The following is a 13,885-nucleotide window of genomic DNA, read 5'->3' as shown; positions in this document are numbered from 1 at the left end:
AAACCGTATCTGAAACCCCCATGACGCCGATGTGAACTGGCGTGCGGTTGTTAATCGAAAACGTCTTCGATCACGTCCCAGGCTTCGTCCAACACCTTTGAGAACAGGCCCCGCTTTTTCTTCTTTTTGTATTTTTTGTGCTTCTGTGCCGGCTGGTAACTTTTGATCGGCCGATCTGCCAGTTTGGCTTTCGGCACCATCTTGAGATTATGCAGGGGTGCGCCGCAGCTTGCGCAACTCAGCTCGTGCTGTTGCTTTCCCCGAAGAACCAATGCGGCACGGGTTCCGCAATAGCAGCAGGTGGCAATTTTATGTGGAGTGGATATGGGGGCCTCCTGTCATCTGGGTTTGGATGCATATAGTGCGATAGCCGCGGCATTTGAGACGTTTAGAGAACCAAATCCCCCCGCCGCGTCAATTTTTACCAAATGATCGACGGTTTCCTTGGTTTTCTGACGCAACCCGGGCCCCTCAGCCCCCAGCACCAGCGCCACCGGGCGATCACGCTTGTCGCCCAGCGTGGCTTCTATCGTCTGTTCGGCCTCACCATCCAGACCCAGGACTAAATACCCCATGTTCTGCAGCTCGATGATCGTATCGGCCAAATTGCGCACGCGTAGATAGGGTTGTCGTTCCAACGCGCCGCTGGCAGTTTTTGCCAAAGCGCCGGTCTCGGGCGCTGAATGGTGGCGGGTGCCAATGACGGCGCTGGCGCCCAGCACTTCTGCCGAGCGTAGAATCGCCCCGACGTTGTGTGGGTCTGTCACCCGGTCCAGCAGCAGCACACGTGGGTTTTCCTGCCCAATACAATTCTCGGCAAGCCCACCCCATTCCAGCGGCTTGACCTCAAGTGCCGCGCCCTGATGAACCGATCCCGGATCAATCGGTGCGGTGAATTTTCGCGGATCAACCATCTCGGGTACAATCTCCGCAAATTCAATAGCTTCCAGCAGTTTGTCGCGGGCATTGCGCGTCACAATCAGGCGCAGCTTCTGCCGTTTCGGGTTCATCAGCGCGTCGCGCACGGCGTGTAGACCGAACAGCCAGACGGTTTCTGCCGCAGCCGCTTTGCGCGCCTGTTCCTTCACAACGACCCACTTTGGTTTCTTCATGATACGGGCCTCCGGGCCGGGAATTCGGTTTCCTGCGTCAAAGCGGTATTTTCCTGTTGACGCCCTTTAGACGCGCTAGTAATCACGCCTCCACGTCAGGTGCAACGCCTGACAGTGGGCGACAGGCCGCAAGGTGTGGCAGGGGACTGTAACTCCCTCGCGGAGACGCACGCCTGGTTCGATTCCAGGGTCGCCCACCACTTACTCACCGAAAAAATTGAGCCATTCGTTCGGGCCGATATCTGGGTGATAGCAACGTTCGATGTCAACTTCCATGGTCCCGGCGCTATTGCGATACAGGTCCAAATGACAGCGACATCTCTTCGTTGTTGTCAAAGCGGTATGGCGCAACCAAGGTTTTCACCTGTGCTGGGTCGACGTCCTTCGGGGCATTTCGAGCCGATTCCCAAACCCGAAGAGCAGCATTTGGCGCGCGCGGGTCCCGATCGCTGTAAACAGGATGATCGGGCGCAAAATAGGCCATGTTTCCGGAAATCCAATTGTCAGCAACAATTGCATTTTCGGGCGCTGTTTGCGCAATTATCTCAGAGGTCAAAGTAGCGAAAGGGGCCGCGCGTTTGGCATCCCCTGCCAGATTGTGATGCAGCATCGCCAGTCCAATAAACACCGCCAGAACGGCGCTGACCTGGGCAAATCGCCTTACGCCTTTACGACCTGCACTCGGTAACAACCACAAACACAGCACGGGGCCGGCATAAATCAATATCGGTTGCAGCCAGCGATCCTTTACGTTGGTGCTTCCGCTCACAAGCACTACAGCCGCCATAAGTAACAACGCCCAGACCAGAGTACGCGTCATCAATCGCCTCAGATCATCGCCTTTGGCGGCCACCCCTTGTCTGAGGTAGACCAACCAGAGAACACCCAGGACGATTAGCAAGAGCGATACAAACCCAGCCGACGCCAAGGCCAACTCAACCAAGCCTTGCAGCGCGATCAATGTGGTTGGGCCATCGCTGCTCATGTCCAACTTGCGCGCGCTTGCAAATGCGTGTTCGGGATTGTTCAGAACCCATAGCATCGGTGGTGTGACAAGCAATGCGGCGACACCCAACGAAAGCAGCAGTCGAGGCGACCAGAGAGGCTTGCGCGTCTCAGATGCACTGAAAGCCGCCAGCAACATGGCCAGCAGCGCGATCGCATAGTTGTATTTTGACAAACTTCCCATTGCCACGACTACGCCCAGCAAGACGAATCCCCAAGTCGTCGGTTTGCGAATTAGCCCCCAAATCACCGCGAAGGTCAGAACCGAGCAGAGATTGGCCAGAACGGTATGCGTCAGCGCGCGTTGCGCCTCCCAACTAAACTGATAGAGCATCAGAAGTGACAGGACCGACAGCCCTGCCCACAGTGGCGCATGACGGGTTCGTATGGTCAGGTACAGCGCGACAACCGTCGCCAGCAGCATCCCGTTCTTCAGCAGTGACAGCCCTAATATGCCGGGACCGGTTATCTGAAAGATGCCCCATTGCAGCCAGGCATAAAGTGGCAGTTGCGGGCCGTAGCCCCATTCCAGGCGGCGCGCATCAAGAAGTATCTCAGCCTCATCCAGACCAAGCGCGCCGCCGGTTGCAACTCGCAATACGACATGAAGCAGAAAGTAAGCCGTGACTATGCTTAACCAGAAGCAATCTGTCGACATCAACCCATCGAGACGGGATTGCTTCGCTGCCGGGTCATCGACCCCGCAAGCGGCTTCCAGAGATCGCTCATCTGAGACGCACTGATCTTCGATCATGGATAAGCCCATTTCGTCGGCACTCGCCCAGGATATCTGGCCGCCGGATTGCAACTTTGACCGAAGCTAGACCCGATGTGTGGGCTCAAGTCCACCATTTTTGCGGCAGTTGGGCGCGTGAAACAATGCGCGCAGCTCAGCAGATGGATGCCTGGGCTTCAGCCGCCAGATGCCGCGGCGGGTTGAACGTCAGTTTGGGATATTTTGTCAAACCACTCAGTCAGGCTGCTGACATCGGGGCCAAGCGCCTCGGCTATGCCGCCGGCGAATTCCTGAAACTTTTCAATGTTCAACTGATTGACGCCCACCAAGACGGGAATTTCACGTTCAAGAGCGTCGGCGATAATCGGGCGAAAGCCCCGCCCGTCCGCCTCATGCTTTCCGAACTTGTTGATGATCAGCAATTGAGGGCCATCCTCAAGCGACCGCGTCACGAGGCCGACGGCCCGTTCCAATTCAGCCGGATCCAGACGGCAACCCCGAGCGTTCTTGCCAAGGGATTGTGAGATGCGAATGGTTTCCCCGGTCGGAATGACTTTCAGATCCATATCGCATTTATATCCGTCGGCACATTCGGTGTTGGTCTGCACAACCCCGGCAATCGGTGTTCCGGCCTGCACAAGACCATCCGCAAATTCGCTAAGCAGGCGGTCAGTCGCACCGCGATCGGTTGTCGTTACATAGGCCAGATGCATTTTTTTTTGGACCTCAGATTTCAGTCGATGACGTTTCAGATAGCACGCGTCGGCTTGCCCGACCACCTTCATCCATCAAGGCAACGGAGAAAGCCCGATCACCGATGCGTGCAGGTGGAGGAGAACCGCGTAAGAAGCCAAAGCAGTCAACCAGACCCAAAGGCTGGGCCAAGGGCGGGGCGCGCTGAGTGACAGGCGCGCGGTATTGCGGGAAAGGCGTACCCATTCCGTCCCCAAATTGCGCGCGGTGCGGTGATCAATGAGCGCCATGCCCATCAACGCAAAGCCAGCAAACAAGCCGAACAGGATGACATGCGACAGGCTTCCATTGGCCAAGAGATGTGCCAAAGCCCATAGCATCAACGCCACAAGTATCGGATGACGCGTCGTGCGCAGGATTCCAGGGTTTTCGGGATCGAACGGACGGTGCCCCAGCCCTCCGAATGAGAACGGGTTCCGGATCGACAGGCCCGCAATGGCCAACCAGCAGACTATAGGCATGACCAGCAAAGGCACCCAGCGAAAGATTGGAAGCGGCGGGATCACTTCGACATAGGGTGCATTTGCGGCGGCGATGATCAACCAGGCCAAAACTGCTAGCGAAATCATTGAATAGCTGGCGAAATATGCGCGCTTTCCCATCGTACCGATCAGCCAGCCGCGCACTGCTGGGCGTGCTGGAATCATGTGGCTAAGAAGGAATGTGGCAAGTGCTGCGAGGAAGAGGCCCCAACCAGTCATCGTAATCTCCGAACGTGTTGCGCCCGGTTTAGGCCGTGACAGCGCGCTGGTCTTTGTCCGAAATCAAGTGAGGGCAAAGGGGCGGTTACCCGCCCCTGCCCTGTCTTACAGGCCCAGCGCCTTGCGGCGTTCCTCGGCAAAACCCTGCACCATACGATCAGCGATCAGTGCTAAAATAGCCATGGCGGCACCGGCCGAGATGCCAAGCCCCACATCCGCCTGCCCCAGCGCCAGATAAATCGACTGGCCCAGACCGGTTGTCCCGATCAGTGCCGCTATCACCAGCATGGCGAAGGCATAGAGGATGGTCTGGTTCAGCCCCAGTAGGATGGTCGGTGCGGCATAGGGCGCGCGGACGTCGCGCATGATCTGCCACTCGGTCGCGCCGCTGGAGATTGCGGCTTCCATCATTTCCTCGGGTGTGTTGACCAGCCCGTGTCGCGTGTAGCGGATCATCGGGACGATGGCGTAGGCGCAGATCGCCAGGAAGGCCGAGAACTCACCGATCTGAAACACCATCAGAACCGGGATCAGGAACACAAACAGTGGGATCGTCTGCAGCATATCACAGATCGGGCGAACCACTTTCCAGACCGGCCCCCAAACTGCGCTGGCAAGACCGATCAGCCCTCCGACTACTGCGCAGGAAAACACTGCGGCACCGCTGAGGTAGAGCGACAGGAGTGCCCGCTCCCACAGGCCTGAAACGAGGATGGTACACAGCAGCCCAACCGACAGCGCCGCAAGACGCCAGCCACCCGCGACCCAACCCAGCGCAGCCGCGCCCGTCAGGACAAACGGCCAAGGCAGGTTTGATATGCCGGTTTCCAGCATTCCGATCAGGATAAGAACGATCAGTCCACCGGTCAGATGCCCGCGCCATGTCATCAGCAGAGCGATAGCCGCACCAGCGGCGAACAGACCCCAGCTCATGCTCGGGGTCCACTGGAACCCCCAGGTGAACGGTAGTACAGCCTGGTCCAGACCGATCCGCAAGGGCAACAACACATAGAACAGAGAGTTGTTCTTGAGTGCGTCCAGCCAAGGCCCGTTAGCCTGCGTAAATGAGGTCAGGCCGGTGTCAATCGCCTCGGCCATCGGGTCCAGAACTGTAAGGTCAGACGGGTTCGGCAACCGGGACCAGAAGGCAGCGGTAAATAGCACTGCAAAGCCCAGCATCGCCCAGACAACGCGGCTGTCATATCGCTTGCGCTCGGTCGCCAAAGTGCCGCTCATCCTGTCGATGATCACTGCGAAGACAACGATGACCAGACCGGCCATGAGGGATTCACCGAACTGCGCCTTGCGCATGGTCAAAAGGACTTCCCAGCCGATGTCGTTGAAGCCGCCGATGACCGCAGCGATGATCACCATCGACAGGGCGGCCATCAGGCATTGGTTCACACCAACCATGATCTGAGTCGTGGCAGCAGGAATTTCGACCTGAAAGAGCTGCTGCCAGCGCGTCCCGCCGGACATGATCGCAGCTTCTTTGATTTCGGGCTCTACCCGTTCCAGCCCCAGCATAACGTTGCGAGCCATAGGTGGCGCGGCGTAGATGGCCGAAGCGATCAGGCCGACCACCGGACCGAAGCCAAACAGAAGCAGCAGCGGCGTCAGATAGGCAAAGGTCGGCACCGTTTGCATGATGTCCAGTACTGCCTGAACAAAGGCCTTCACACGTGGCACTTCATTGGCAAGAATACCGATAGCCCCGCCCATAATCAGCGCCACGGGGACAGACACGGCGACAAGGGCCAGCGTATTCATGCTCTCGGCCCAATAGCCTGAAGCCAGAACGAAGCTGAGGCCAAAGAACCCCAGCGCAGCCATCGGCAAACCGCCCAGATACCAACCCAGCGCAGTGACGACCCCAATCAAGATCGGCCAGGGCGTGCTGCCGAGCACGTAGTTTGCAGCATTCATCGGATACGTCATCAGGTCCGAAAACAACCGCATCGCCGGTTTAATGCCATTCAGAAACCAGTCGAGAAACGCCCCAACCCATTGCGTTGCAGGCAGTTCCCATTCTTTGGGCCATGTGATCAGCCATGGGGCAACGCCTTCCAGCGCAAGGCAAACCGCACCAACGACAAGGGTAATCAGCGCGGCCTGCGCCCCAGCCGTCAGGCGGGCCTGCCGCGCGGGGATATCCGTCACAGCGGTCATGCTTCATCCACCTGCAGGGCTGCGGCGAGATCGGACGGATGAACCGTACCGACAATATTGCCGTCTGCATCGCGGACGGGCACGGGTTCATACAGCTCCATGCAATGTGCGAGCGCCGCGTCGAGCGTCATGGATGTGGTCAAGCCCGGATCATCCGGCCCACGCTCAGCATCATCACGCATGACCGAAGCAACCTTGGCATGCTGGCCTTTGGCCACGTCCTTAGAAAATTCGCGCACGTAGTCGTCTACCGGACGCAGCACGATATCCGTCGGCGTGCCGATCTGAACGATTTTGCCATCGCGCATAATGGCGATGCGGTCGGCCAGTTTCAGCGCCTCTTGAATGTCGTGAGTGATAAAGACGATGGATTTCTTCAACGTCGCCTGGATGCGTAGGAATTCATCCTGCAGCTGGCGGCGGATCAAAGGATCAAGGGCCGAGAACGGCTCGTCCAGAAACCAGATATCGGGATTCACCGCAAGGCTGCGCGCGATCCCTACGCGTTGGCGTTGACCACCCGAAAGCTGCCGGGGAAAGCTATCTTCGCGGCCTTCCAAGCCGACCAGCGAGATTACTTCCTGCGCACGCGCCAAACGTTCCTTTTTACCGACGCCTTGCACACGCAGCGGATAAGCCACGTTTTCGGCCACGGTCATATGAGGGAACAGGCCAAAATGCTGGAAAACCATGCCCAGCTTCTTGCGCCTTAGTTCAGTCAGGGTCTTCTTCGATGCACCGATGACATTCTCGCCATCCACACGGATCTCGCCGCCCGTACCGGGCAGAAGTTGCGAAATGCAACGAATCAGCGTCGATTTGCCCGAGCCGGACAGGCCCATGATGACAAAAAGCTCGCCTTCTTTGACCTCGAAATTGGCATCCTGAACAGCGGGGATAAACCCCTGTTCGCGCAAATCGGCGGCGGCTTTGTCAGCGTCACTCCCTGACCGAGACAGCGCGTCGGTCAGAGCTTTGTCGGCACCTTGGCCAAACACCTGCCAGAGATTCTGGCAGGCGATGGCTGGCGTATTCGCTTCAGTCACTTAAGCGGACTCACTGCGTTGCCGCGTCAACGACGGGGCGCCATTTGTCTTCATTCTCGGCCATCCATGCCGCGACGACTTCTTCGACCGCGCCACCATCTACGTCGATCGCCCCCATCATTGGCTGCTGGTCTTCGACCGAAAGCTGATAGTTAGTCAGGATTTCATAGGCAGCGGGCCACTTGTCTGCCATGCCGCTCCAACCGGCCTTGAAGATACGTGACGGCGAGAAATCGCAATCATTCACTGCGTTGGGGTTCGGGCCCCAAGACGGATCGTTAAAGCACGCCTCTTCGCCTGCAGGCAGTTCGACAAACTGTACGTCATATGCCGACATCGCCCAATGTGGCTGCCAGAAGGTGATCAGCAACGGCGACTTGCGCTCGGTCGAGGCGCGCAATTCGGCGATCAAAGCGCCCTCGGAACCCGCGGGGACCGCTTTGAACGGCAATTCAAGACCGGTCATACGATCCGCGCCGGGCGTACCCCAATCCGCTGGGTAATCGACCAGACGGCCACCGGGCAGAGTTTCAGCCGTAGCAAAAACTTGCGCACACTCTTTCAGCGCTTCCCACGCAGGCAGGCCCGGGCACAGCTCCGCTACATGTGCCGGGTAGGCAATGCCTTCCTTGGCATCAAGCCCCAGATCGCCGATTTCAACAACGGTGCCTTCGTCGATCTTCTTGGCGTATTCGTCGGACACGTTGGACGACCAGATTTCCAATGTCGCGTCAATGTCCCCATCGGCCAACGCCTGGAACTGATTCATCATCCCGGCGGTCACGTATTCTACGTTATAACCGGCGGCCTTCAGCATCTCACCTGCCACATGGGTGGTCACATGTTGACCGGTCCATTCGTTGATCGCCAGCTTGATCGGTTCATCGACCGCGCCCATATCTGCGGCATGGGCCGCCCCGGCCACTGCGATAGCCAAAAAGCTTACGCTTAGCTTTTTCATAACAACAACTCCCTGTTTTTTACGTTTGCCCCATGGCGATATCGAGCCCGCCCAGGATCATTTGTGGTCACAGCACATTTCGCAACATGCACAAGTTTAGCCGAAAAAGGAAAGGGAACAGTTGTTCCGGGTCCGACGCGCTTCATCTAGCGTTAAACCACGACCCATCCCTGCTGCTCCACTCGGCAATACACACACTTAACACCGTCAGTTCGGAACCGTCAAAGATATTGATTGACTAGTCAATATAAAACACGCGCTTCATCTCAAGATCTGATTTGCCTTGTCAAATCTTCTTAATAAGGCAGCATCTGGATAAGGGAGGGTCTGGGAGATGCGTCACTTTGAAAAGATCTACCAGATATCGGCTGATCGCCACGGCGGCCCCGCCGAACTGGAAAGCAAGCTAAGCAAGCCTAAACCAATCGCCGAATTGGTGGCGATGTCAGATGATCGCTGGTTATCGCTTATTACGAAAACCGTGTTCCAGGCAGGGTTTAACTGGAAAGTGATCGAATCGAAGTGGGACGGATTCGAAACGGCATTTGACGGCTTCGACATTGGACGCTGCGCATTCATGGATGACGAGAAATTCGACGCACTGCTGCAGGACACCCGCATTGTCCGCAACGGAACCAAGATTGCTACAGTGCGCGACAATGCCGCGTTTCTGCTGGAACTCCGCGCGGAAGGTGGCGTCGGGCAAATTCTGGGCGGGTGGCCATCACAGGATTATGTCGGCTTGCTACAGATGCTCGCCAAGCGCGGATCGCGGCTTGGCGGTGCTTCGGCGCAGTATGCTATGCGGTTTGCCGGACGGGACAGCTTTATTCTGTCCCAAGATGTAACAGCTCGTCTGATCGCTGAGGGCGTTATCGACAAACCTGCAACCTCCAAAAAAGCAATGGCCGCTGTGCAGGCCGCGTTCAATATATGGATGGAACAATCCGGGCGATCGCTGACGGAAATCAGCCGGGTTCTAGCGATGAGCCTTTGAAAACGACTTGCAGCGCCGAGCTGCCGCATTAGGCTTAATGCTATGATCCGCCCCCTGTTGATTTCATTGCTGTTTCTATGTGTAGCCTGTGGTCGACCTCTAACCGATCACGAGCGCGCATTTGTCAGTAAAATCCACGGAGACACATTGAATCTGGATCGTGTGCGATTGGTAGAGGGTGCCCCCGTCGCAGCGGTTACATTTACCCGCAAAGCCCGCCCTCGGGTTGCCTGCCGTGAACGAATCTTACCACCTGTCAAAGAGGAAACCGTGACCGGCAAACCCGCGGGCGTTGCGCTGTTCAATCATGTATACTTCACGAAGGACTGGTATCTGGACGACTACATGAGCCAGTACCCCGATCAGGTGAACCTGATCGGGGCAATGTTGCTTGCGCATGAATTAACCCATGTCTGGCAGTGGCAAAATCGCAAGACAACTGGTTATCACCCGTTCCGCGCTGCGGCAGAGCATGGCCGGAAGGACGATCCTTACCTGTTCGACCTTGATACTTCGCCCGATTTTCTGGCCTATGGCTACGAACAGCAGGGCGCCATCGTCGAGGAATATGTTTGCTGCCGGGCGCTCGACCCCGACGCACCTCGAACCAAGCGTCTGCACGATATGCTAAGCGCCCAATTCGAAGTCTCGAAATTGCCCGGTAACAGGCGCGAAAGCTCCGTCCTGATACCCTGGGCGGGCGCAGAGATTAATGGCATCTGTCGCTGAGCTTTTTAGTTCACTTGCAGGGTCTTCAGGTACGCCACTAGATCCACGATTGGCTTGCTGGTCAGGATAGGCTGCCCTTCCGGCGATTTGATCGCGGTGTCGTTACCTTCGAAATAGGGGCCATAAACCGGCATCGGGCTGCCATGGCTGACCAACGGTTCGCGCCCGTCAATCCGCGCCACGACGCGCGCTGTCGGAAATACACCATTTGCATCGGCCAGCGTTCTCAGGTTTGTTGGCTGGATCACCAGCACCCCGGCCATTGGCCCATGCCCCGTTGCATCCAACCCATGACAGGTAGCGCAATAGTGCTGATACAGCTCGGCCCCGGTCTCCACGTCCTGAGCTGAAGAGGCCTGTGGTATCATGGTAAGTACAGTCAGCGCGCCCGCGCCAAGTATTGATCGGATCATCACTTTTCTCCCTCCTGCCTGGCAAATCGAGACTTGCCGGGAGTTCACGCTGGCGCAATGATCCAGATCAACGAAATAGGCGCAGGGACAAAAGGCAATGACACAATACGCAGCCATCATGCTGGCCGCCGGGATCGGCGTTCCCATCCTCGCCGCTCTGAATGCAGCCTTGGGCAGGTTGATCGGCTCACCCAATGCGGCCGCCGTCGTCCTGTTCGCGATCGCCTTTGTCGCTTCAGCGCTGGCGCTGTTGGTACTCGGTGGATCCGATGCCTTTGCCAAACTCACCCAAGCCCCCAAACATCTGCTGCTGGGCGGCGTATTAATCGCCTTCTATGTGCTATCAATCACCCATGTGGCCCCACATTTTGGCGTGGGCAATGCGGTGTTTTTCGTCTTGCTCGGCCAGTTGATCAGCACAGCTGCGATTGACCATTTCGGTCTGTTCGGCGCTCAGGTTACGCCGCTGACGTTCATGCGGGCAGGAGGCATTGCAGTAATGGCAATCGGGGTCGCCATCACTCAGCTGGCCTGAGCACGCCCCCTTCCAGCCGCAACATCCGGTCCATCCGCGCCGCCAGATCAAGGTTATGCGTCGCGATCAGCGCCGAAAGCCCTTCATCCCGCACCAGCGCCATAAGGGCCGCAAACACCTGATCCGAGGTATCGGGGTCCAGATTGCCGGTTGGCTCATCCGCCAGCAGCACACGTGGCTGATTTGCCAGTGCCCGGCAGAAGGCCACGCGCTGTTGCTCTCCGCCCGACAAGGCTGCTGGCCGGTGATCTGCGCGCGGAGCGACGCCAACGCGATCAAGCAACTGCATCGCACGGGCTTGCGCTGCTTTCTCGGAAGCACCGTTTGCCAGTTGCGGCAACACGATGTTCTCCAGCGCCGTAAACTCAGGCAACAGATGGTGGAACTGATAGACGAAGCCAACATCGCGCCGACGGATCGCTGTGCGCGTGCGATCCCCTTTGCCCGTCGCGCCCTGCCCTGCGACTTCGACTTCGCCGGTATCCGGGATATCCAGCAGGCCCGCGATATGCAGCAGGGTCGACTTGCCCGCCCCGGATGGCGCAACCAATGCCACAGCCTCACCCGCGCGCAGCTCCAGATCGGCACCGCGCAGAACCTGCACCTCTCCTGGGGTGCCTTGCAGATAGGTCTTGGTCAGACCGCTGAGCCTTAAAGTCACATCACTCATAGCGCAGCGCCTCAACCGGGTTCAGCCGCGCTGCGCGACGAGCCGGGAAATAGGTGACAAGGAAAGACAGGCCAAGTGACAGCCCTATCGCTTTCATGACGTCAGACAGGTGCAATTCGGCGGGCAATGCGTAGATGCCGCGAATGGACGGGTCCCAGACGCCGCCACCCATGACGTAGTTCACGAAGGAAAAAATCGGATCGATATAGATAGCGAAGAGGCAGCCCAGTACGACGCCCATCGCTGTTCCGATGATTCCCGTAAAGGCCCCGCAAATGAAGAACACCCGCAGCACTGATCCTTCGCTGAGCCCGATGGTGCGTAAGATACCGATGTCGCGCCCTTTGTTCTTCACCAGCATGATCAACCCCGAGACGATGTTCATTGCTGCAATCAGCACGAGGATCGACAGGATGATGAACATCACATTGTCTTCGACCTCCAGCGCCCGCAGGAATCCTCCAGAGGCATCCTGCCAAGTCCAGATCTGGCTGCGCTCACCTGCGGCCTCAAGGATCGGAATCAGGATCGGGGTCAACTCTTCGGGGCGCTCAACCATCACTTCGATCTCGTCCGCCACGCCTTCACGGTTGAAGAAGCTTTGCGCCTCGGCAAACGGCATGTAGACGCGCGTGCGGTCGATGTCATAGCGCCCGGCAGAAAAGACATAGACCACCTCATAAGCGTTCACGCGGGGAGATGTGCCAAATGCGGTTTTGACACCGTTGGGCGAGGTCAGTTTGACCCGATCCCCCACCGTCGCCCCGATGGCCCGCGCCACGCCCGAGCCGATGGCGATGCCGTCCGGGAACCGGGACAGGTCACCATAGGCCTCTTCGCTTTCTGCAATACCTGGCAACTCGGCCAGATCGTCGGGACGAATGCCAAAGACCTGCACGCCTGAACTGCGGTCCGCGTTGGTGATCAGCACCTGACCTTTGACAAGCGGTGCTGCCCGTTCGACCCCCGGCACCTGCGCGATCCGCTCGGCCATTCCATCGAAATCCGTGATGGTACGGTCTAGCCGCCCCTGCGCATCGATTTCTCCGGCGGAATAAACCGTGACATGTGCGTTGGCCCCAAGAATAGTGCCCACGAATTCTGACCGGAACCCGGACCGAACAGCCAGCGTCGCGATCAAAGCGAACACAGCGAGCGTAATCCCGATCAGCGAGATCCAGGTCATCACGCTAACGCCCCCTTCGGCCCTACGGGCACGGAGGTATCGCCAGGCGATTTTCCATTCGAAAGGGGCAAAGGGCGGGGGAGATTTGGCCATTCCTGCCTCGGGTTCAGATTTTTCGCGACCCTTTCGACATTTCGCCGGATGGTCAAGCCAGTTATCGTGCGGACACCGGTTCGGCGTTACTGCGCCCGATAAAGGGGCGAAAAGAACAGTTTGAAACGAATCATTTGCCCCAAGCGCCAACTCATCAGCGGCAGCGCGAGAAATCACTGGCCGCAAATTATACCAATGGTTGTGAACCCCTTCACAGACAAGGGCTTATTGTTTCAGTTATGAAGTCAATGTGAGATATCAGCACCCGACTGAGTCACAATCGCAACATTCAGGTGCGAAATATTGTTTCACAAATTGATTAGTGTGAGAAACTTTGTCACCCTATTTGTGTGGGGGACACATTTTAAGAGTTTAAGGGCGGAGGCACGCTCATGGGTATTCAAGAACATATGGAAGGTACGGGCCCGATTACTGCCCGTTCAGCAGCAACAGAACTGGATTGCGAAAGCGCCGCATTGTTGCGGGCAGCGATCAGGCCAGTTTTCACAAGCGCAGCAAGCTGGGCCGGGTTGGCCGACATACTGCGGGACAAAGGCTATCGCCTTGCTTTCCGGCAGGGGCGGCTGTGTATCACGGATCGCACCACTGACGAACGCGTCTGTGGATTGCGGTTTCTGGGCTTCGAACTGGCGGAACTTGTACGCCGCTTTGGTCGCCCGATCGTGGTCGCACGCGGCAGCGAAGCGGACGGCGATTTCCTGACCGCACGTCCGACCTCAGCTTCCTGAGCTAAACCGCCGAAGGTTGCACCGCCTTGT

At 57.7% G+C, this 13,885-nt stretch carries 15 protein-coding genes and 1 tRNA gene; 5 read left to right on the top strand and 11 right to left on the bottom strand.

The annotated features are described in order from the left end of the window. Nucleotides 1-50: 50 nt before the first annotated feature. The gene (locus ACR0AU_RS11370; protein WP_255612144.1) at nt 51-326 is read right to left on the bottom strand and encodes a hypothetical protein; all 276 of its coding nucleotides are present in this window, start codon (nt 324-326) and stop codon (nt 51-53) included. A gap of 12 nt (nt 327-338) precedes the next feature. After that, the gene (gene rlmB, locus ACR0AU_RS11365; protein WP_170732930.1) at nt 339-1,112 is read right to left on the bottom strand and encodes a 23S rRNA (guanosine(2251)-2'-O)-methyltransferase RlmB; all 774 of its coding nucleotides are present in this window, start codon (nt 1,110-1,112) and stop codon (nt 339-341) included. A 116-nt stretch (nt 1,113-1,228) separates the two neighbouring features. Here rlmB and ACR0AU_RS11360 point away from each other — a divergent pair. Next, nucleotides 1,229-1,312: transfer RNA gene (locus ACR0AU_RS11360), tRNA-Tyr, on the top strand. An 86-nt stretch (nt 1,313-1,398) separates the two neighbouring features. Here ACR0AU_RS11360 and ACR0AU_RS11355 read toward each other — a convergent pair. The 6 genes from ACR0AU_RS11355 to ACR0AU_RS11330 form a co-directional block, all read right to left on the bottom strand. Beyond that, complete coding sequence (locus ACR0AU_RS11355; protein ID WP_170732931.1) at nt 1,399-2,871, bottom strand: glycosyltransferase family 39 protein; 1,473 nt, start codon at nt 2,869-2,871, stop codon at nt 1,399-1,401. Nucleotides 2,872-3,029: 158 nt separating this feature from the next. Next, nucleotides 3,030-3,566, bottom strand: a complete 537-nt coding sequence (locus tag ACR0AU_RS11350) for a DUF2478 domain-containing protein (RefSeq protein WP_170732932.1) — start codon at nt 3,564-3,566, stop codon at nt 3,030-3,032. A gap of 75 nt (nt 3,567-3,641) precedes the next feature. Then, nucleotides 3,642-4,307, bottom strand: coding sequence for an NnrU family protein (locus ACR0AU_RS11345; RefSeq protein ID WP_170732933.1), 666 nt, complete (start codon nt 4,305-4,307; stop codon nt 3,642-3,644). Nucleotides 4,308-4,412: 105 nt separating this feature from the next. Beyond that, nucleotides 4,413-6,476, bottom strand: a complete 2,064-nt coding sequence (locus ACR0AU_RS11340) for an ABC transporter permease subunit (protein WP_170401463.1) — start codon at nt 6,474-6,476, stop codon at nt 4,413-4,415. Then, complete coding sequence (locus ACR0AU_RS11335) at nt 6,473-7,522, bottom strand: betaine/proline/choline family ABC transporter ATP-binding protein (RefSeq protein ID WP_170392104.1); 1,050 nt, start codon at nt 7,520-7,522, stop codon at nt 6,473-6,475. Before ACR0AU_RS11335 ends, ACR0AU_RS11340 begins: the two co-directional genes overlap by 4 nt. Before the next feature lie 10 nt (nt 7,523-7,532). Continuing rightward, nucleotides 7,533-8,483 (bottom strand): ABC transporter substrate-binding protein, encoded by a 951-nt coding sequence (locus tag ACR0AU_RS11330; RefSeq protein ID WP_170392106.1) that lies wholly within the window; start codon nt 8,481-8,483, stop codon nt 7,533-7,535. Between the two features lie 334 nt (nt 8,484-8,817). On the opposite strand from ACR0AU_RS11330, the gene ACR0AU_RS11325 reads away from it, so the two are divergent. Together ACR0AU_RS11325 and ACR0AU_RS11320 are read left to right on the top strand one after the other, a co-directional pair. Next, nucleotides 8,818-9,480 (top strand): DNA-3-methyladenine glycosylase I, encoded by a 663-nt coding sequence (locus tag ACR0AU_RS11325; protein WP_170732935.1) that lies wholly within the window; start codon nt 8,818-8,820, stop codon nt 9,478-9,480. Between the two features lie 42 nt (nt 9,481-9,522). After that, the gene (locus ACR0AU_RS11320; protein ID WP_170392110.1) at nt 9,523-10,209 is read left to right on the top strand and encodes a hypothetical protein; all 687 of its coding nucleotides are present in this window, start codon (nt 9,523-9,525) and stop codon (nt 10,207-10,209) included. 5 nt (nt 10,210-10,214) lie between these two features. On the opposite strand, the gene ACR0AU_RS11315 is transcribed toward ACR0AU_RS11320, so the two are convergent. Beyond that, on the bottom strand, nt 10,215-10,622 hold the full coding sequence (locus ACR0AU_RS11315) for a c-type cytochrome (protein ID WP_170512308.1): 408 nt from the start codon (nt 10,620-10,622) through the stop codon (nt 10,215-10,217). A gap of 97 nt (nt 10,623-10,719) precedes the next feature. Between ACR0AU_RS11315 and ACR0AU_RS11310 the strand changes: the two genes are divergently transcribed. Then, nucleotides 10,720-11,157: a DMT family transporter gene (locus ACR0AU_RS11310; RefSeq protein WP_170512310.1), complete on the top strand. Its 438-nt coding sequence runs from the start codon at nt 10,720-10,722 to the stop codon at nt 11,155-11,157. Here ACR0AU_RS11310 and ACR0AU_RS11305 read toward each other — a convergent pair. Then, the gene (locus tag ACR0AU_RS11305) at nt 11,141-11,827 is read right to left on the bottom strand and encodes an ABC transporter ATP-binding protein (protein WP_170392116.1); all 687 of its coding nucleotides are present in this window, start codon (nt 11,825-11,827) and stop codon (nt 11,141-11,143) included. The genes ACR0AU_RS11310 and ACR0AU_RS11305 overlap by 17 nt on opposite strands. Beyond that, nucleotides 11,820-13,106 carry a lipoprotein-releasing ABC transporter permease subunit gene (locus tag ACR0AU_RS11300; RefSeq protein WP_170512314.1) on the bottom strand — a complete coding sequence of 429 codons (1,287 nt, stop codon included), beginning with the start codon at nt 13,104-13,106 and terminating at the stop codon, nt 11,820-11,822. Before ACR0AU_RS11300 ends, ACR0AU_RS11305 begins: the two co-directional genes overlap by 8 nt. Before the next feature lie 392 nt (nt 13,107-13,498). Between ACR0AU_RS11300 and ACR0AU_RS11295 the strand changes: the two genes are divergently transcribed. Then, entirely contained in the window at nt 13,499-13,855 is a 357-nt protein-coding gene (locus tag ACR0AU_RS11295; RefSeq protein ID WP_170563856.1) for a hypothetical protein, read from the top strand. The last annotated feature ends 30 nt before the right edge of the window (nt 13,856-13,885 follow it).

Source organism: Ruegeria sp. CG1, assembly GCF_056537265.1.
This window is presented reverse-complemented; position numbering and strand designations above follow the sequence as displayed.